At 76.1% G+C, this 18851-nt stretch carries 15 protein-coding genes; 6 read left to right on the top strand and 9 right to left on the bottom strand.

Annotated features, from left to right (window positions below; all coding sequences use genetic code 11):
• Positions 1 to 42: 42 nt before the first annotated feature.
• The 3 genes from purB (at position 43) to HS045_RS20630 (ending at position 3492) form a co-directional block, all read left to right on the top strand.
• Positions 43 to 1473, top strand: a complete 1431-nt coding sequence (purB, locus tag HS045_RS20640; RefSeq protein ID WP_196453099.1) for an adenylosuccinate lyase — start codon at positions 43 to 45, stop codon at positions 1471 to 1473.
• A gap of 3 nt (positions 1474 to 1476) precedes the next feature.
• Positions 1477 to 2283 carry a GNAT family N-acetyltransferase gene (locus HS045_RS20635; RefSeq protein WP_196453098.1) on the top strand — a complete coding sequence of 269 codons (807 nt, stop codon included), beginning with the start codon at positions 1477 to 1479 and terminating at the stop codon, positions 2281 to 2283.
• Positions 2284 to 2472: 189 nt separating this feature from the next.
• Complete coding sequence (locus tag HS045_RS20630) at positions 2473 to 3492, top strand: DUF4037 domain-containing protein (RefSeq protein ID WP_196453097.1); 1020 nt, start codon at positions 2473 to 2475, stop codon at positions 3490 to 3492.
• A 31-nt stretch (positions 3493 to 3523) separates the two neighbouring features.
• Here HS045_RS20630 and HS045_RS20625 read toward each other — a convergent pair whose 3' ends face one another.
• Together HS045_RS20625 and map are read right to left on the bottom strand one after the other, a co-directional pair.
• A complete protein-coding gene (locus HS045_RS20625) occupies positions 3524 to 3865 on the bottom strand; it encodes a DUF3817 domain-containing protein (RefSeq protein WP_196453096.1) in 342 nt (113 codons plus the stop codon).
• 283 nt (positions 3866 to 4148) lie between these two features.
• On the bottom strand, positions 4149 to 4916 hold the full coding sequence (gene map, locus HS045_RS20620) for a type I methionyl aminopeptidase (protein WP_196453095.1): 768 nt from the start codon (positions 4914 to 4916) through the stop codon (positions 4149 to 4151).
• 76 nt (positions 4917 to 4992) lie between these two features.
• On the opposite strand from map, the gene HS045_RS20615 reads away from it, so the two are divergent.
• Complete coding sequence (locus HS045_RS20615) at positions 4993 to 5259, top strand: helix-turn-helix domain-containing protein (RefSeq protein WP_196453094.1); 267 nt, start codon at positions 4993 to 4995, stop codon at positions 5257 to 5259.
• A gap of 44 nt (positions 5260 to 5303) precedes the next feature.
• Here the strand turns inward: HS045_RS20615 and HS045_RS20610 are convergent, their stop codons facing one another.
• From HS045_RS20610 to HS045_RS20600, 3 genes are all read right to left on the bottom strand, one after another.
• On the bottom strand, positions 5304 to 6416 hold the full coding sequence (locus HS045_RS20610; RefSeq protein WP_307827624.1) for a tyrosine-type recombinase/integrase: 1113 nt from the start codon (positions 6414 to 6416) through the stop codon (positions 5304 to 5306).
• Between the two features lie 147 nt (positions 6417 to 6563).
• Positions 6564 to 8210 (bottom strand): methyl-accepting chemotaxis protein, encoded by a 1647-nt coding sequence (locus HS045_RS20605; protein ID WP_196453092.1) that lies wholly within the window; start codon positions 8208 to 8210, stop codon positions 6564 to 6566.
• A 229-nt stretch (positions 8211 to 8439) separates the two neighbouring features.
• Positions 8440 to 9168: a hypothetical protein gene (locus tag HS045_RS20600; RefSeq protein ID WP_196453091.1), complete on the bottom strand. Its 729-nt coding sequence runs from the start codon at positions 9166 to 9168 to the stop codon at positions 8440 to 8442.
• A 95-nt stretch (positions 9169 to 9263) separates the two neighbouring features.
• On the opposite strand from HS045_RS20600, the gene HS045_RS20595 reads away from it, so the two are divergent.
• Positions 9264 to 10241, top strand: a complete 978-nt coding sequence (locus tag HS045_RS20595; protein ID WP_196453090.1) for a LysR family transcriptional regulator — start codon at positions 9264 to 9266, stop codon at positions 10239 to 10241.
• Here HS045_RS20595 and HS045_RS20590 read toward each other — a convergent pair.
• The 3 genes from HS045_RS20590 to HS045_RS20580 all read right to left on the bottom strand — a co-directional run bounded on the left by HS045_RS20590 (position 10193) and on the right by HS045_RS20580 (position 15445).
• Entirely contained in the window at positions 10193 to 11614 is a 1422-nt protein-coding gene (locus tag HS045_RS20590; protein ID WP_196453089.1) for a serine hydrolase, read from the bottom strand. The two genes, HS045_RS20595 and HS045_RS20590, sit on opposite strands and share 49 nt — an antisense overlap.
• Positions 11615 to 11694: 80 nt before the next feature.
• The gene (locus HS045_RS20585) at positions 11695 to 14079 is read right to left on the bottom strand and encodes an ATP-binding domain-containing protein (protein ID WP_196453088.1); all 2385 of its coding nucleotides are present in this window, start codon (positions 14077 to 14079) and stop codon (positions 11695 to 11697) included.
• A 178-nt stretch (positions 14080 to 14257) separates the two neighbouring features.
• Positions 14258 to 15445 (bottom strand): NAD(P)/FAD-dependent oxidoreductase, encoded by a 1188-nt coding sequence (locus HS045_RS20580; RefSeq protein ID WP_196453087.1) that lies wholly within the window; start codon positions 15443 to 15445, stop codon positions 14258 to 14260.
• Between the two features lie 95 nt (positions 15446 to 15540).
• Here HS045_RS20580 and HS045_RS20575 point away from each other — a divergent pair, with 95 nt between their 5' ends.
• A complete protein-coding gene (locus tag HS045_RS20575; RefSeq protein WP_196453086.1) occupies positions 15541 to 17760 on the top strand; it encodes an ATP-dependent RecD-like DNA helicase in 2220 nt (739 codons plus the stop codon).
• Here the strand turns inward: HS045_RS20575 and HS045_RS20570 are convergent.
• Complete coding sequence (locus HS045_RS20570) at positions 17735 to 18850, bottom strand: cobalamin B12-binding domain-containing protein (protein ID WP_307827623.1); 1116 nt, start codon at positions 18848 to 18850, stop codon at positions 17735 to 17737. The two genes, HS045_RS20575 and HS045_RS20570, sit on opposite strands and share 26 nt — an antisense overlap.
• Position 18851: the final 1 nt, after the last annotated feature.

Raw genomic sequence — 18851 nt, 5'->3', positions numbered from 1 at the left:
CCGGGCGCGCGGTGCGCGGGGGCGCCGATAAGCTGAGGCAACGTGACTGCCAAGCCGCGTATCCCCAATGTCCTGGCCGCCCGCTACGCCTCGGCGGAGCTGGCCCGTCTGTGGTCCCCCGAGTACAAGGTGGTGGCCGAGCGCCGTCTGTGGCTGGCCGTGCTGGCCGCCCAGGCCGAGCTGGGCGTGGAGGTCGGTGCGGGGGTGGTGGCCGATTACGAGAAGGTGGTCGAGCGGGTCGACCTGGCGTCGATCGCGGAGCGCGAGCGCGTCACCCGGCATGACGTCAAGGCCCGTATCGAGGAGTTCAACGCGCTGGCCGGGCACGAGCAGGTGCACAAGGGCATGACGTCGCGGGACCTGACGGAGAACGTCGAGCAGTTGCAGATCCGCGACAGCCTGGTGCTGGTGCGGGACCGGTGCGTGGCGCTGCTGGCGCGGCTGGCGGGTCTGGCCGCCGAGCACGCGCAGACGGTGATGGCGGGCCGTTCGCACAATGTGGCGGCGCAGTCGACGACGCTGGGCAAGCGGTTCGCGTCGGCGGCCGACGAGCTGCTGGTGGCGTTCGCGCGGCTGGAGGAGCTGATCGCCCGCTATCCGCTGCGCGGGATCAAGGGTCCGGTGGGCACCGCGCAGGACATGCTGGACCTGCTGGGCGGGGACCGGGGGGCGCTGGCGGGGCTGGAGGACCGGATCGCGGCGCATCTGGGGTTCGCCCGCCGGTTCACCAGTGTGGGGCAGGTGTATCCGCGGTCGCTGGACTACGAGGTGGTGACGGCGCTGGTGCAGCTGGCGGCGGCGCCGTCGTCGCTGGCCACGACGATCCGGTTGATGGCCGGGCACGAGCTGGTCACCGAGGGGTTCGCCGAGGGGCAGGTCGGGTCGTCGGCGATGCCGCACAAGATGAACACCCGTTCGTGCGAGCGGGTGAACGGGCTGGCGGTGGTGCTGCGCGGGTACGCGTCGATGGCGTCGGAGCTGGCGGGGGACCAGTGGAACGAGGGGGACGTGTCGTGTTCGGTGGTGCGCCGGGTGGCGCTGCCGGACGCGTTCTTCGCCTTCGACGGGCTGGTGGAGACGATGCTGACGGTGCTGGACGAGTTCGGGGCGTTCCCTGCGGTGGTGGCGGCGGAGCTGGACCGGTATCTGCCGTTCCTGGCGACGACGAAGATGCTGATGGCGGCGGTGCGGGCCGGGGTGGGCCGGGAGACGGCGCATGAGCTGATCAAGGAGCACGCGGTGGCGGCGGCGCTGGCGATGCGGGAGCGGGGCGCGGGCAACGAGCTGCTGGAGCGGCTGGCGGCCGATGAGCGGTTCCCGCTGGACGGGGCGGCGCTGCGGGCGCTGCTGGCCGACCGGGTCTCCTTCACGGGGGCGGCGGCCGAGCAGGTCGAGGCGGTCGTGGCGCGGGTCGGTGAGATCGCCGCCCGGTATCCGCAGGCGGCCGCCTATGTTCCGGGTGCGATCCTGTAGCCGGTGGTGGAGCTGTTCACGGTCGCGGACGTGGCGGCCGCGTCCGGGGACGACTGCATGGTGGTGTGGGCCGCGCAGGGGCTGCGCGGCGGGGTGCGGGCGTGGGCGCTGGACGGGGCGGTGGCGGTGGCCAGTCCGCGGCTGAACCGGCGCGACCGGTTGACGGTGTGCGGCCCGGCGGCGCAGGCGGCGGAGCTGGTGCGGCGGGTGCTGCCGGGGCTGGGGCCGTCCTACCGGTTGCTGGGGGAGCGGTCGCTGGTGGCCGAGCTGGTGGGGCGGTTGCCGGGGGCGCGTCCGCCGACGGGGTTCGAGTGGATGGAGACGGGGGAGGCGGTCGCGGCCGGCGGTGTTCGGGGGGACGGGGCGGTGGCGGCCGGGGCGGGGCCGGCGGGGGAGGTGCGGCCGGGCGGCGGGGGTGCGGTGTGGCTGCCGCCGGAGGCCGACGGTCAGGTGGCGGCGCTGCTGGCGGTGGCGTCGCCGTCGGCGTGGGCGGTTCCCGGGGTGGCGGGGATCCGCCGGTGGGCCGGGATCCGGGGTGTCGGCGGGGAGCTGGTGGCGGTGGCGGCCGATGCGTGGTCGGCGCCGCAGGTCGGTTTCGTGGCGGGGGTGGGGACCGCGCCGCCGTGGCGGGGCCGGGGGCTGGGTGAGGCGGTGTGCCGGTTCGTCGTCGGCGAGCTGGCGGCCGAGCACGGCCGGGTGGCGCTGATGGTCGACACCGGCAACCGGGGCGCGATCCGCGTCTACGCGCGGCTGGGTCTGCGGATCCGGCCGGTCGCCGCGGCGGAGTTGTCCGCGGTCGGCGCCCGCTGAGGGACGGGTCGGCGTTGAGGGGCCGGCTGAGGGGTCGGCCGGGGGCCGCGGAGGGAGGACCCTGGCGAGGAGGGCTTGCGGAGGGGGCCGCGCGGGGTCGGCCCGTCCGGACGCGTCCTGGCGCCGGCGGTGTTGCGGCGGAGGGAAAACCGGGTGCGCAGGGGGAGGGCCCCGGGCAGAGTGGACGAAATGATGTCCAGTTTCGTGCCGGGTCTGCAGCTTTCGCGTGACTTCTACACCGAGGTGGTGCGGCCCTTGGTCGCCGGGGTGCCGCACAGTGCCGCACTGATCGGCGCGGGGTCGGAGGTGCTGGCGTTCGACACCGAGCGTTCGGCCGACCGCGGCTGGGGGCCCCGGGTGGTGCTGTTCACCGCCGGCGGCCGGGTGCAGGAGGTCCGGGAGGCGGTCGGGTCGGGCCTGCCCGAGGTGTTCGGCGGGTATCCGACGGTGTTCGGCGGCGGGAGCGGCGTCGTGGTCGCCGATGCCGGGGAGTGGTTCGCCGAGCGGCTGGGGTTCGATCCCGGCCGGGGGACGACCGTGCTGGACTGGTTGTCGGCGCCGTGGCAGCGGCTGGCGGAGGTCACCGGCGGGGAGGTCTTCCACGACGGGCTGGGGGTGCTGGAGCCGGCGCGGGCGGCGCTGCGCTGGTATCCGGCTGATCTGTGGCGGTACGTGCTGGCCGGGCAGTGGCGGCGCCTGGCGCGGGAGGAGACGTTCCCGGGGCGGTGCGGTGAGGCGGGCGACGATCTGGGTTCGGCGGTGCTGACCGCCGGGCTGGCGCGGGAGGTGATGCGGCTGGCGCTGCTGATGCGCCGCCGCTATCCGCCGTACGCGAAATGGCTCGGCAGCGGGTTCGCGCGCCTGTCGGGGGCGTCCGAGCTGGGGGAGGCGCTGTCGCGGGCGGTGGCGGCGCCGCGCTGGCGGGAGCGTGAGCGGCATCTGGGCCGGGCGTACGAGCGGGTGGCCGCGCTGCACAACCGGGTGGGGCTGGCCGGGGCGCCGGAGACGTCCGTGCGGGGTCTGTCGGGCCGCCCCTTCGAGGTGATCGGCGCGGGGCGGTTCGCCGACGCGCTGGAGGCGGCGATCACCGATCCGGTGGTGGCGGGGCTGCCGCCGGCCGGGTCGGTGGACCAGTTCGCCGATTCGGCCGAGGTGCTGACGCGCCCGGATCGGTGCCGTGCCGTCACGCGGGCCGTGCTGGGTCTTTGAGCGTCTTGTCCAGGGGGCGAGGGGCGGGGTCTCAGCTTGCGGGGGCCGCGGCGGCGCGCACGCGGGCGGAGACACGCCGCTCGAACCACAGCGAGGTGAACGGCGGCACCGCGCACGCCAGGCCGAGGACGATCGTGCCGGTGCTCCAGCGGGCCGTGCGGGCGGCGGCGAACACGCTCAGGACGTAGAGCACGAACAGGGCGCCGTGGACCGGGCCGAAGATCTTCACGCCGAGGTCGCCGGCGGCGGCGACGTACTTGACGTACATGCCGGTGAGCAGGCCCGCCCACGAGCACGCCTCGGCGATCGCGACGTGGCGGAACAGGCGCAGCGCGGCGGGGGCGGGGGCGGGGGCGGCGGGGAGGCCGGGCACGGTGGGGCACCTTCCTTCGGGCGGGAGCGGCCTTCAGCCTAGAGCCTGGCGCCGGCGGTGCTCTCCGCAGGGCGGGGATGCGACGGGCCGGCCCCGCGGTGCGGGTTGCGGACGCGCTCACCGCCGCAGCCCGGAGGCAGCCCGGAGGCAGCCCGGAGGCAGCCCGGAGGCAGCCCGGAGGCAGCCCGGAGGCAGGGCGCTCCCGGGTCCGGTCTGACCTGTGCGGGTCTGACCTGTGCGGGCCGTGCGCGGTCCGTCCCGGGTGGGGCGCGGGAGGCGGCCGTCACCGCCGGGTCAGCACGCGCGGTCCGTCGTCGGTGACCGCCACCGTGTGCTCGACGTGGGCCGCGCGGCTGCCGTCGGTGCTGCACAGGGTCCAGCCGTCGGCGGCGGTCACGTGGCCGTCGGCGCCGCCGGCGGTGAACATCGGTTCGATGGCCAGCACCAGGCCGGGCCGGAGCGTCAGCCCGCGGCCGGGGCGGCCCCGGTTGGGCACGTGGGGGTCTTCGTGCATGGCCCGGCCGATGCCGTGCCCGCCGAACTCCTCGATCGTGCCGCAGCCGGCGGCCCGGCCGGTCCGTGCGATCGCGTGGCCGAGGTCGCCGAGCCGGCCGCCGGGCACGCACAGCGCGATGGCGGCCTCCAGTGCGGCCTGCGCGGTTGCGATGAGCGCCAGATCGGCGGGGCGGGGGCGGCCGACGGTGAGGCTGACGGCGGCGTCGCCGGCCCAGCCGTCCAGCAGGACGCCGCAGTCGACGCTCAGCAGGTCGCCGTCGCGCAGCCGGTAGCCGTCGGGGATGCCGTGCACGATGGCGTCGTTCACGGACGTGCAGATCACCGCGGGGAACGGGGTCGGGGCGAAGGACGGCCGGTAGCCGAGGAACGCCGAGGTGGCGCCCGATCCGTCGATCACGGTGCGGGCGATCTCGTCCAGTTCCCGCAGGCTCACCCCGACGGCGGCGTGGGAGCCGACGGCGGCCAGGGCCGCCGCGACGACCTTGCCGGCTTCGGCCATGGCCTCTATCTCGGCCGGTGTCTTGATCTCCACCATGGTCGGCGCTCCTCACCACTCCCGCGGATCCAATACTTATACCGGTATTACTATCACGGTTGTTAGGATCGCGTGCATGGTGCGACCTCCACTGAGCGAACTGGACCGCGAACGCGGCCACCGGCTGGGCACGATCCTGCGCCAGGCGCGCGGCGACCGGAGCATGGCCGAGGTGGCCGCCGCCGCCGGCCTGTCCGCCGAGACCCTCCGCAAGATCGAGACCGGCCGGGTCCCCACTCCGGCCTTCTTCACCGTCGCCGCCCTGGCCCAGGCGCTGGACATCTCCCTGGACGTCCTGGCCGAGGTGAGCGCCGCCGAACGCGCCGCCGAACGCGCCGCCTGACCGCCACCCGGCGCCCCGCCGTACGGGACGGCGGGCGCCGCGGGTCAGGCGCCGTCGGCGCGCCGGGCGGGCCGGCGCAGCAGCGGGTGGGCGCGCATCGCCACCTCCAGCTCACCGGGCAGCTCGTCGCGGTAGCGGCCCAGCGTCGCCAGGTCGCTGTGGCCCAGGACCCGCCGCACCGCGTCCATGTCCACCGCGTCGGCCAGCAGGTGCGTGGCCGTGGTGTGCCGCAGGCCGTGCGGCGTCACCGAACGCCGCCGGTCGGACTCCACCCGCCGCTGCACCCGGTCGATCACCGCCTGCACGTCCCCCCGCGCCAGCCGGCGTCCCCGCCACGACAGCAGCAGCGCCTTGTCCGGCGAGCCGCCGGACCTGCCCCGCTCCAGGTAGGCGTCCAGGACCCGCGCCACGTCGGCGGGCAGCGGCACGTCGCGGGTCCTGCCGCCCTTGCCGAAGATCCGCCAGTAGCGGACCCCGTCGTTGGTGTAGAAGTCCTCGACGTTGGCGCGGACCAGCTCAGAGACCCGGGGGCCCAGCGTCGTCAGCAGCAGCACGATCAGCGCGTCCCGCAGCTCGGTGCGCTGGTCGCGGCGTCTGCGCCGCTTGTGGCCGGCACCCGGATCGGCGCCCGGATCGGCGCCGCTCTCCGGTCCGGGGGCCGGACCCGGCGCGGCGGCGGGACCCGCCTCCGCGCCGCCGGCACCGCCCAGTTCCCGGGCCGCGCCGATCAGGCCCTGCGCCTGCTCGCGGGTGAGCGCCCGCCGCTCCGGGCGCAGTCCCCCGCGCTCCCTGGCGGTCACCGTCGCCGCCGCCATCGGGTTGATCTGCACCCAGCCCGCGAGCGTCGCGTGCTTGAACAGCGCCGAGACCGACCGCCGGAACCGCGCCTGCGACGACGCCGACTGCACGGCCTGCCCGGGAGCCGGACGGGCCGCCCCGTCCGGCCGGGTGCGCCGCTCGTCGGGTTTGCGGGCGAACGCCAGCAGGACCGCGTCGACGTCCTCGCCGGTCAGATCGTCCAGCACCCGGCCGGCGCCGGCCAGCCGCACGAAGGTCGCCACGTCCCGGGCGTACAGCTCCGCGGTGGCCGGTGACAGGGCGCCGGTCGAGGTCCGGGCCCGGATGAGCTCCACATAGCGATCGGCCGACTCCTGCACGGTGAGACGGTTCAGCTCCGCAGGCCGCATGGTTTCGGGGACGCCCTTTCTCGATCTGCCCGGATGCTACCGGCCGGCACCGACATCCGGCCGCCGGATCACCCGTCCGCTCCGCGGGGCGTACGGCGCGGCCGATGGACAGCGCCGTCAGTAGCGGAAGCCGGAGACCAGTTCCCGCAGCTGCTGCGACAGGCCGGCCAGGTCGGCCGCGGCCCGGCGGCTCTCCCCCACGCCCTCGGCGGTGATGTGCGCGGCGTCGGCCAGCACCGCGATGTTGGCCGCGATGTCGGCGCTGCCCTGGGCGGCCTCGGTCACGCTGCGGTTCATCTCGCCGGTGGTGGCGGTCTGCTCCTCCACCGCGCCGGCGATCGTCAGCTGGTAGTCGTTGATCCTGCTGATGATCCCGCTGATCTCGGCGATCGCGGCGACCGCGCTCTCGGTGTCGGCCTGGATGGCCTCGACCCGCTTGGAGATGTCCTCGGTGGCCTTGGCCGTCTCCTGCGCCAGGTCCTTGACCTCCCCGGCCACGACCGCGAAGCCCTTGCCGGCGTCCCCGGCCCGCGCCGCCTCGATGGTGGCGTTGAGGGCCAGCAGGTTGGTCTGCTCGGCGATCGAGGTGATCGTCTTGATGACCGAGCCGATCTCCGCCGACGAGGCCCCCAGCTTGGCGACCGTCTCGTTGGTCGACTCCGCCACCGCCACCGCCTGCGCGGCGACCTTGGCGCCCTCGCCGGCGTTGTGCGCGATCTCCCGGATCGAGGCGCCCATCTCCTCGCTGCCGGCCGAGACGGTCTGCACGTTCTGCGAGACCTGCCCGGCCGCGGCGGCGACGTTCCCGGCCTGGGTGGAGGCCTCGTCGGCGGAGGCGGCGATCCGGTCGCTGACCGACGCCAGCTCCCCGGAGCTGGCGGCCAGCGTGTCGGCGCTGCCCGCCAGCGCCTCCATGGCCTGCCGCATCGCGCCGGTGGCCTGGTTGACCGCCACCGCCATCCGGCCGACCTCGTCGCGGGAGGTCACCTCCGCCCGCCGGGTCAGGTCGCCGTGCGCCATCGCCGCAAGGGCCCCCGAGAGCGTCTTGAGCGTGCCGACCATCGTGCGGGAGATCAGCAGGGCCGCGACCACCGACAGCACCAGGCCGACCGTCAGCAGCGCGATGACCGAGAGGCGGGCGCTGTCGTAGCCGGCGTCGGCGTCGGCGGCCATCGCCCTGCTCCAGTTCCGCTCGTTGTCGGCCAGGGCGTCCATCAAGGTGTTGATCTCCATGGAGGTCTCGCCGAGCCGTACGCCGGCCGCCGTGAGGTCCGTGCCCGCCCCGGCGGGCAGGGGAGCGCCGAACATCACGGCGTCGCGCAGGGCCACGAACTCCCGCCAGGTCTCCTCGAAGGCGGCCAGGTCCTTCTGCAGGGGCTGGTAGCCCGCGGTGTCCGTCTTGTAGGCCTCGAACGCCGCGGTCACCTGCTCGGTGAAGTCGTGCACCTGCCGGGTGCGCTCCGCCCGCTTCTCGGCGGTCGCCTCGACGACGGCTCCGACGGAGGTGTTGTACATGTCGGCCAGCCGGGCGCGGACCACGCCGAGCCGGGCCTGGTTGGTGTTGCCCCGCTCCATCGCCTGCATGTTGTCGTTCATCGTCGACATCCGGCCCAGCGCGGTCACGCCGATCACGCCCGCCATGGAGGCCACCAGCGCCACCGCGACGAGGATCTTGGTGCTGATGCGCAGGTCGGAGAACCTGCCCAGCAGCGGGTTGCGGCGCACGGTCACCACGGGCCGTACGGATTCGTCAAGGGAGGGCACGATCAGGTCCTTTCCGGCGGGCCGCCGGCGGTCCGCCCGTGGACGGCCGCGAGGGGATGTCGCCGCACCATCGGCGCGGACGGGCGCCGGCTGAGGACAACAGGCGGGCCGCCGGCGAGGTGGGCCGGTGCACGGCACCCCTCCTGCGCGAGCACCTGCGGCCCGTCCGGGCGCAGGCCGACCTGGGCGCGCCGGTGCCGGACATGGCCGAGTCGGAGTTCTGCGACGATCACACTCGTCCCGCACGGCGATCACAACGGCCCGCCCGGCCGGCGGCGTGCGCGACGGCCGCCGCGGCGAAGGCGGTGATGACCGGATGCGGACGGCTCCCGTCGCCGGCCAGTTCGGGCTGGAAGAGCGTGGCCAGGAAGAACGGGTGGCCGGGCAGTTCCAGGATCCGCGCGGCCCCGGCGGCGTCGTGGCCGGAGAAGCGCAGCCCGCCGCCGGCCAGGACCGGCAGGTAGCGGGCGTCGAGACCGTAGCTGCACGAGTAGCGCTCCACGGTCTGCTCGGCGCCGATGATCTGCTCGGCCAGGGAGCCGGGCGCCAGCCGTACGGTGTCCTCGTGGCCGGCCAGGGAGCATTCCAGGGGCACCAGCAGGGGATCGGAGGCGGCCGGGTCGTTCTCGGCGTGCGAGACGGCCAGGCCCAGGACGGTGCGGGCGTACTCCAGGAGGGCGTGCTGGAAGCCGCCGCAGGTGCCCAGGAAGGGGACGGCGTGCTTGCGGGCGGTGCGGGCGGCCTGCAGGGCCCCAGCCTCGCTCCGGTAGGGGCTGCCCGGCAGCATCCAGACGGCGTCGAAGCGCTCCAGATCACCGGTGTCGGTGGTGGGGATCCAGTAGGCGTCCAGTGTCAGCCCGTCGCGCTCGCGCAGCGCCGACAGCAGGGCGGGGATGCGGGCGTGGGCCTGGACGTGGGGGGATCGGTCGCCGACGAGGGCGACGGTCGCGGTGGTCATGCGCCCATCCTGGCCGCCTCCGGACGGTAAGCGCCAACGATGATCCCTGCTGCTCTGATAAGGAACGCTGATCCGATGGGGGATACTGATGCGCTGTGGACCCCCATCTGCTGCGCACCTTCGTCGCCGTGGCCGACCTGCGCTCCTTCTCCGCCGCGGCCCGGCGGCTCGGCTACACCCAGTCGGCGGTCTCCCAGCAGATCGCGGCCCTGGAGGCCGATCTGGGGGTGGCGCTGCTGGGACGGCGGCCGGTTGCGCCCACCCCGGCCGGACGGCGCCTGCTGGAGCACGCCGGCCCGCTGCTGCTGCGCCACCGGGCGGCCCGCGCCGACGTGCTGCGCGCCGCGGCCCGGCCGGCGCGGACGGTCGTCGTGGCCGCCTCCCCGCTGGCCTGCCCGCCCGCACTCGCCCGAGCCCTGCGCGGGCCCCGGCTGCGGGTGACGGTGCGCACCGCCGATCGCCGCCGGGTCGCCGAGCAGGTCGCCTCCGGCGCGGCGGACCTGGGGCTCGTCGACGGGATCGCCGCGCCCAGCGACCCGCTGCGCCTGCCCGACGTCGGCCCGCTCACCGCCGTCGGCGCGTCGGCCGAGCCGCTGGCGGTGGTCCTGCCGTCCGGTCATCCGCTGGCGGGGCGCGGCGGCCTGGCGCTGGCGGACCTGGCGGGTGCGCTGTGGCTGCAGGCCCCGGCCGCGGTCGCGGTGGAGCGGCTGCGCGAGCTGGCGGGTGAGCCGCCCGGCTCCGGCGGGTTCCGGACGGGCTCCGGCTACGACGGCCACGACCTGCGTACGGTGCTGAGCCTGGTCGCCGCCGGGCACGGGCTGACCCTGCTGCCGGCCTCGGCGGCCTCGGCCGGGGGGACGGCGGTGGTCGCGGTCCCGCTGAGCGCGCCGCGCGTGGTGCACCGGGTGGAGGTGCTGCACGGCGCGCTCGGCATTCCCGGAGACGGCGGGGGCGCCGAGGACGGGGGCGGCGGAGACGGCGGGGGCGCTGAGGACGCTGAGGACGCTGTGGCGGCGCTCGTCGCTCAGCTGCGCCAGCCGCCCTCGTCCACGCCGCCGGGCACGCCGGCCTGAGGGTCGTAGGGGGTGCGGGTGAAGACGAACGTCGCCAGGTCCAGGTGGCCCACCGACCCGTCGGGACGGTGGACCGGCCGCAGCGTCTCCCCGGCGTAGTAGCCGTCCAGGCCGAGCCAGGTGCCGTCGGGCCGCGCGGTGAAACGGGAGGCGCGGCCGGCGCCGCCGAGCGGCGTCAGCGACAGCTCCCGGCCGCCCAGCAGCCGCAGCGCGTAGGCGGCCGGCCCCCAGTACCAGGGGCCGGCCAGCTCCAGCAGGGCCGGGTCGACCTCGGCGGGCGCCCATTCGGCGGGCAGCCGCGGCTCGCAGGCGTCCAGGATCGCCAGCAGGTCGGTCAGCAGGGTCCGGCTCGCTCCGGAGGTGGAGTTGGCGCAGAACAGCACGCCGGTCCGGTCGGCCGGATCGGCCCAGACCGTGGCCAGGAAACCCGGCATGGAGCCGGTGTGCCCGGCCAGGCGGCGCCCGCCCGCCCTGGCCAGCTGCAGGCCCAGGCCGTAGCCGCCGGTCCAGGCGTCGCCGTCGTCGACGGTCGCCGGTTCGCGCATCTCGGCCAGCGTCGAGGGCTCCAGCACGCCGCCGGTGTCACCGGCCACGAACGCCGCCCACCGGGCCAGGTCGGCCGGGGTGGACCAGATCTGCCCGGCCGGGGCCATGGCGCCGGCGTCGTGCTCGGGTTCGGGCAGCAGCACGTCGGCCCACGGGTGGACGGCGTAGCCGCGTGCGTGCGGTGCGCGCGGCCGCGTCGTGGTGTCGCGCATGCCGAGCGGCTCCAGGACCTCCTCGCGCACCGCGGCGGCCCAGTCGGCGCCGCGGTGGCGGGCGACCAGCTCGCCCAGCAGGCCGAAGCCGAGGTTGGAGTAGTGGTAGCGGCGACCCGGCCGGTGCCGGGCCGTCTCCGGCCCGAGCAGGGCCAGCAGCTCGGCGAACGGCAGGCCGGGGGTGCGCTCCCACCACTGGCCGGGCGGTTCGGCGGTCAGGCCGGAGGTGTGCGACAGCAGCTGCGCGACGGTCACCTCGCCCACCGGGGTGCCGGGCAGGTGCTTGCCGATCGGGTCCGGCAGGTCCAGGCGGCCCTCGTCGCGCAGCCGCATCACCACGACGGCGACCATGCTCTTGGTGATCGACCCGATCCGGTACTGGGTGGCCGCGGTGGGCGCGCCGTCTCCTTCGGCCCCGCCCCCGCCAGGGCCCCCGCCAGGGCCCCCGCCAGGGCCCCCGCCGGGGCCGGTGCCGAGGCGGCCGCGCGCGCCGAACCAGGCGATCCGCCCGTCGCGCACCACGGCCGCCGCCAGCGACGGCAGCCTCGACTCGGACTGCTCGGCCGCGATCCTGCGCAGCAGCGCGCGAGCCGTACCCTCCAGCACCGGTGACATCGACGGGGCTCCTCCCCTGTGAGACGACTGGGACCACTGACCGCCCACGTTAGTGCCGGTGGGCCCGCCGGACGCCCGCGTCAGTGCCGGGCCAGCCGCGACAGCATCGGCGGCAGGGGGCCGGTGTGGGCCACGGTCAGCCGGCGGGTGGCGCGGGTGACCGCGACGTACAGGTCGTGGCCGCCCATGGGGGAGCCGGCCAGGATCTCGGCGGGCTCGACCACGATCACCGCGTCGAACTCCAGTCCCTTGGCGGCGGCGGCCGTCAGCACCGCGACGGTGCGGTCCAGCGCGTCGGGCCCGGCCGGTGCGCCCGGCCGCGGAGCCGCGGCCGGGGCCCCGGGCTCCGCGCAGGTCCGGGCGCGCGCCCCCGCGGCCGGCAGGCTGGGCCGCGCGTCCTGCCCGGGGGCGTGCGTGCAGGCCAGGGCGGCGGCGGTCTCGGCGTACCGGGCGTCGGGCACGATGACCGCCAGCCGGCCCGCGCCGATCGCCTCCAGCTCCCGCCCGACCAGGTCCGGCAGCTCCCGCAGGCCGGCGCGCACCGCGCGCGGCCGGTCGCCGCCGGCGCGCACCGACTCCGGCGGCCGCCGGTCCGGCGCGACCGCCGCCAGGACGTCGGCGGCGACCTCCATGATCTCGGCCGGGGTGCGGTAGTTGACCTGCAGCCGCTCCACCCGCCACCGGCCCGCGACGTAGGGGTCCAGGACCTCGCCCCAGGAGCGGGCCCCGGCGGCCGAGCCGGTCTGCGCGAGATCGCCGACGATCGTCAGGGAGCGGGCCGGGATGCGGCGCATCACCGTCCGCCAGGCCATCGCCGACAGCTCCTGGGCCTCGTCGACGATGACGTGCCCGTAGACCCACGTGCGGTCGGCGGCGGCCCGCTCGGCGGTGGTGGCGTGCGGCCCGGTCGAGCGGTGGCGTTCGGCCAGCGCGGCGGCCTCCATCGTCTCCTCCTCGGCCAGGCCGGTGAACTCCAGCACGCCCCGGGCGTAGGCCTCCTCCTTGCGCCGCGTCTCGGCGGCGGCCCGCTCGGCGGCCGGGCTCACCGAGTCGTCGACGCCCAGCAGTTCGGCGGCCTCGTCCAGCAGCGGGACGTCGCCGGTCGTCCACGGCGAGCCGGGCGGACGCAGCAGGGCGCCGCGTTCGTCGGCCGACAGCTCCGGCGCGGCCCGGCGCAGCGCCTGCGGGTCGGACAGCAGGTCGCCGATCAGCCGCTCGGGGGTGAGGTCGGGCCACAGGGAGTCCAGTGCGGCGCGCACCTGGGGGCGGTTCCACAGCACCTTGCGGGCGTAGGCCAGGTCCTCGGCGTCGGCGGGGGCGTCCAGCCGGGCGGCCTCGTCGGCGGCCAGGGCCCGCAGCACGTCCAGGACGAACAGTCTGCGGGCGACGTTGTGCGGGCGGCCCGAGCGCCGGGCCCGGTCGCGGGCGGCCGCGCAGGCGGTGCGGGGGGCGCTGATCGTCATCTCCTCGACCGCGACCTCGACGCCGCCGCGCAGGGAGGTCCGTACCGGGAAGGAGACCTCCAGGTCGCCGTCGGGCAGGCGCTGGCGGTCGCGGACCGCGGCGGCGACGACGGCGGCCATGCGCAGGTCGCCCTTGACGACGGCGGCGGCCGGGGGGTCGTCGGCGTGCGCCCGCACGCCGGGGTGCAGTTCGCCCACGGTCGCCACCACCACGTCGGTCTCGCCGAGGGAGGGCAGCACCTGGCCGATGTAGCGGGAGAACAGGGGGGTGGGGCCGATGACGAGGATGCCGCGCCGCGACAGGACCTCGCGGTGGGTGTAGAGCAGGTAGGCGGCGCGGTGCAGCGCGGCGACGGTCTTGCCGGTGCCGGGGCCGCCCTCGACGACCAGCGCCCCGGCCGGGCCGGAGCGGATCACCCGGTCCTGCTCGGCCTGGATGGTCGCCACCACCTGGCTCATCCTGCCGGTGCGGCTGCGGCGCAGCGCCGCCATGAGCGCGGCCTCGCCGACGAGGGTGCGCCGGTCGGGTTCGGCGAGGCGGTCCAGGTCGAAGACCTCGTCGTCGAGGCCGACCACGGTGCGCTCGCGGGTGTGCAGGTGGCGGCGGCGCACCAGCTGGCCGGGGTCGGCGGGCGTGGCGGTGTAGAAGGGGCGGGCGGCCGGGGCGCGCCAGTCGGTCAGGACGATCTCGCCGTCGGCGTCGCGCAGCCCGGTCCGGCCGATGTAGAGGGTCCGGCCGTCGGCGTCGTCGGTCCGGCCGAAGCACAGGCCGTGCTCCACGCCCGACAGCTGCGCCAGGCGGCGGGCGTGCTCGGCGGCGGAGACCTCGCGTTCGAACCGGGCCTGGTGCGTGCCGCCGCGCTCGCCGCCGGCATGGGCGGCGGCGAGCGCGGCGCGGGTCCGTTCGCGGACGGCGTCCAGGCGTTCGTAGAGGGCGGTGAGGCGGGCCTGCTCGGTCCGCAGTGCTTCGGCGGTCGCGGGGCCGGGTTGACGGGATCCCATCTCTTTGATAGACTCCTGTGTGATAGGACTTCTGTGAAGTGAAGGCGATTTGAGTGTAGCGCTCTCGCCGTACTTCCGTATTCCTGTGCCGACCCGCCGGCCAGTGCGCCCGCAGCGCGGGACCGCCTCCTCGCAGCGCCTCGCAGCGCACCCCGGCGAGCGGCGGGCCGCCTTCCGCTCACCGGCCGCGCGGCCGCACCCCGTCCAGCAGCCAGCGACCGGCCACCGCGCCCACCAGCCGCGGCGGTACGGTCCCCGCCCCCAGACCCACCTCCACCAGCAGGTCGAACACCTCCCTGCGCCGGGAGGCGACGGCGATCGCCGCGTCGATGAAACCGGGGCAGCGGGCGGCGCGGGCCAGCACGTCGGTGGTGCGCAGGTGCCGCCCCAGGACCCCGCGCAGGGCCCGCCGGTAGGCGGGCAGCGGGTCGCCCGCCGCCCGCACCGCGGCCTCCCCGGCCAGCCGACCCGACAGCAGCGCGTAGTAGATGCCCTCACCGGTGAGCGGGTTGATGAGGCTGGCGGCGTCACCGGCGAGCATCACCCGGCCCGCGCCCGGCCCCGGCCGCCCGCACGACAGCGGCAGGTGGTGGGCCCGCAGGTCCCGGGCGGGCAGATGGGGCAGCAGCTCGGCCAGCCGGCCGTGCAGCACCCGGCGGCCGGGCAGGTCGCAGGACTGCAACCGGGGCAGGAGCATGCCGAAACCGACGTTGGCGCTGCCGTCGCCGACCGGGAACGACCAGGCGTAGGCGGGCCAGCCCTCCCGCTGCATGGCGATGAGCTGGACGTCGTCGCCGACGGGCACGTCGGCGTAGCCGCGCACCGCGATCGCGGTGTGCCGCTCGGGGGTGGCCGGCAGGCCGATGAGGCGCCGCACGGCCGAGTTGGCCCCGTCGGCGGCGACGACCGCGCGGGCGGCGAAGACCCCGTCGACGACCACGTGGGAGCCGCGCTCGGCCAGCGCCCGCACGCGGTGGCGGCGCACCTCGACTCCGCGGGCCCGGGCCGCCTGCACCAGGCGGGCGTCGAAGACGCGGCGGGGTACGACGTGGTTGGGCCGGGCAACGGTCGCCCGGACCCGCTCACCGCCCGGGGAGACCACCTCCAGGCGCCGCACCGGCCGGTAGTCGTCGATGAGGCCGGGCAGGCCGAGCCGGGCGAGCTCGTCGCGGCCGTGGGCGGCGATGCCGTCGCCGCAGGCCTTGTCCCGGGGGAAGTCCTCCCGGTCCAGCAGCAGCACCCGCGCGTCGGGACGCAGCTGCCTGGCCCGCAGCGCCGCCGCCGCACCCGCGGGACCCGCCCCGACGACCACCAGATCCCATACGCCGTCCACCGCACCGCTCACCCTGGTGATCTGCCACGCCACGCCCCGGCGAAACCCGCCTCCGCCCGCCTCCGCCCGGACCGGGGCCGGGCCGCCCGGCGGGGAGCATGTCGGGGATCTGCGGCACAATACCCGCCATGACCACTGCGGAGGCCCAGCGGCCCGGCGGCACCGTGCTGGAGGCGGTGCTCGAGCGCATCACCTACGCCAACGAGGAGACCGGCTACACCATCGCCCGGGTGGCGACCGAGCGCTCGGGCTCGGAGCTGCTGACCGTGGTGGGGCCGCTGCTGGGCGCGCAGGTGGGCGAGTCGCTGCGGCTGACCGGCCGGTGGGGCTCGCACCCGCGCTACGGCCGCCAGTTCGAGGTCTGGTCCTACACCACGGTGCTGCCGGCCACCGTCCAGGGCATCCAGCGCTACCTCGGCTCCGGGCTGATCAAGGGCATCGGGCCGAAGATGGCCGAGCGGATCGTCGGCCACTTCGGCACCGCGACCCTGGACGTCATCGAGACCGCCCCCGAGCGCCTGGTCGAGGTCCCCGGCCTGGGCCCCAAGCGCACCAAGCTGATCGCGGCCGCCTGGGAGGAGCAGAAGATCATCAAAGAGGTGATGATCTTCCTGCAGGGCGTCGGGGTGTCCACCTCCATCGCGGTGCGCATCTTCAAGCAGTACGGCGAGCGCTCCATCACCGTCGTGCGGAGCGAGCCGTACCGGCTGGCCGACGACGTGTGGGGCATCGGCTTCAAGACCGCCGACACCATCGCCCAGGCCGTCGGCATCCCCCACGACAGCCCCGAGCGGGTCAAGGCGGGCCTGCGCTACACCCTGTCGCAGGCGGCCGACGACGGCCACTGCTACCTGCCGGCGCCCAACCTCATCGGCGACGCGGTCAAGATCCTGGACGTGCCCGCCGAGCTGACCGCGCAGTGCCTGGAGGACCTGGTCGCCGAAGAGGGCGTGGTCCGCGAGGAGCTGCCCGCCGGGGACGTGACGATCCCCGCGGTCTACCTGGTGCCGTTCCACCGCGCGGAGCTGTCGCTGGCCCGGTCGCTGCGCGCGCTGCTGGGCGCCGGGCACGACCGGCTGGGGGCCTTCGCCGACGTCGACTGGCCGGTGGCCCTGCAGTGGCTGCGCGGCCGTACCGGCGCCGAGCTGGCCGCCGAGCAGGAGAAGGCGGTACGGCTGGCGCTCACCGAGAAGGTCGCGGTGCTGACCGGCGGCCCGGGCTGCGGAAAGAGCTTCACGGTGCGCTCCATCGTCACCCTGGCCCGCGCCAAGAAGGCCAAGGTGATCCTGGCCGCGCCCACCGGCCGGGCCGCCAAGCGCCTGGCGGAGCTGACCGGGCACGAGGCGACCACCGTGCACCGGCTGCTGCAGCTGCGCCCCGGCGGGGACGCCACCTTCGACCGCGACAACCCGATCGACGCCGACCTGGTCGTCGTCGACGAGTCCTCCATGCTGGACCTGCTGCTGGCCAACAAGCTCGTCAAGGCCGTCGCGCCCGGCGCGCACCTGCTGTTCGTCGGCGACGTCGACCAGCTGCCGTCGGTCGGCGCCGGGGAGGTCCTGCGCGACCTGCTGGCCGCCGAGGAGGAGATCCCGCGGGTACGGCTGACCCACATCTTCCGCCAGGCCGCCGAGTCGGGCGTGGTCACCAACGCCCACCGGGTCAACACCGGCCTGATGCCCGCCCTGGAGGGCATGAAGGACTTCTTCCTGTTCCCGTGCGAGGAGCCGGAGGAGATCGCGGCGCTGACCGTCGACGTGGTCGCCAACCGCATCCCGCGCCGGTTCGGGCTCGACGCCCGCCGCGACGTGCAGGTGCTGGCGCCGATGCACCGCGGCGCGGCCGGGGCCGGCAACCTCAACACCGTGCTGCAGGAGGCGCTCACCCCGGCCCGCGAGGGCATGCCCGAGCGCCGCTACGGCGGGCGGGTGTTCCGCGTCGGCGACAAGGTCACCCAGCTGCGCAACAACTACGACAAGGGCGCCGCCGGGGTGTTCAACGGCACCGTCGGCGGGGTGACCGACATCCGGCCCGACGACCACAAACTGCTGGTGCGCACCGACGAGGACGAGGAGGTCGAGTACTCCTTCGACGAGCTCGACGAGCTCGCCCACGCCTACGCCGTCTCCATCCACCGCTCCCAGGGCAGCGAGTACCCCGCGGTGGTGATCCCGCTGGCCACCAGCGCGTGGATGATGCTCCAGCGCAACCTGCTCTACACCGCGATCACCCGCGCCAAGAGGCTCGTCGTCATCGTCGGCTCACGCCGGGCGCTGGGCCAGGCGGTGCGCACCCGCGGCGCCGGGCGCCGCCACACCAGCCTCACCCACCGGATCCGCCAGGGCTGAGCGGGCCCGCCGGGTCGCCGTCGCGTGGCGCGTCCCCGTGGCCTACGGCCGCGTCCGGGCCTACGGCCGCCGCGCACGCGGCCGCGGCCTGCGCCAGGATGCGGCGGGCGCGCGGGAAGTCCCGCAGCTCGCCGCGGAAGGCCTCCAGACCCGCGGCCAGGGAGGCGGCCGGCACGCCCCGCGCCCGCAGCACCCCGGCGGTCCAGGCGACGAACTCGGTGAACAGGCGGGCGTCGTCGACGTACAGCGCGGCGGCCAGGAAGTCGGCGAGGTGGGCCAGGTCCTCGGCGGTCGCCTCCCGCTGCCGCGCGCTGTAGGACGCCACCGGCGGGTGGGCGGCGGTCAGGGCGCCCAGCACCCCGCCGAGCACCTCGCCGCGCCGCCGCACCAGCTGCGTGTACTCGTCGTCGGCCAGATGCGCCGGCACGCCCGTGTACGGGGCCTCCGGCGGGAAGCCCGGCAGGCCGCGGTCGAGGCGGTCGGCGGCGGCGTCGGCCGTCGGCGCCCAGGCGTCGGCGCCCAGCAGCCGCGCGAAGCGGCCGTCGGCCCCGAAACCGCGCCCGCCGGCCAGGACCGGCACGCCGACGGACCGGCAGGCGGTGATGGTGGCGTGGGCGCGCGGCAGGCGGGTGGGCAGCGTGCAGCTGAGCGCGACCGCGTCGGGACCCACCTGGTGCAGATGGGCGATCAGGTGCGGGCCCGGCACGCTGGCGCCCAGGAAGTCGACACGCCAGCCGCGCAGGCGCAGGACCTCGGCCAGCAGGCGGGTGGGCAGCGCGTGGTACTCGCCGTCGGCGCAGGCGACGGTGATCCGGCCCCGGACGGACGGGGGGCGCACGCGTGCCGCGACGGCCGCCACGACCCGCTCGCTGACGGCGGTGGCCGCGTGCTCGCGGGCCACCGACCACGTGTTGCCGGCCCACAGGTCGCCGACGCGCCGCTGGGCCGGGGCGACGAGGTCCAGCAGCACGGCCTCGGCCGACGCGCCGCCGTCGAGCAGTTCCAGGGCCAGGTCGACGGCGGCGTACTCCTCGCCCCGCCCGATCAGCTCCAGGTAGCGGCCGACGGCGGCGGCGGGGACAGGCGTCACC

It is taken from the genome of Planomonospora sp. ID82291, from assembly GCF_015711645.1.
Taxonomy (GTDB): domain Bacteria; phylum Actinomycetota; class Actinomycetes; order Streptosporangiales; family Streptosporangiaceae; genus Planomonospora.
This window is presented reverse-complemented; position numbering and strand designations above follow the sequence as displayed.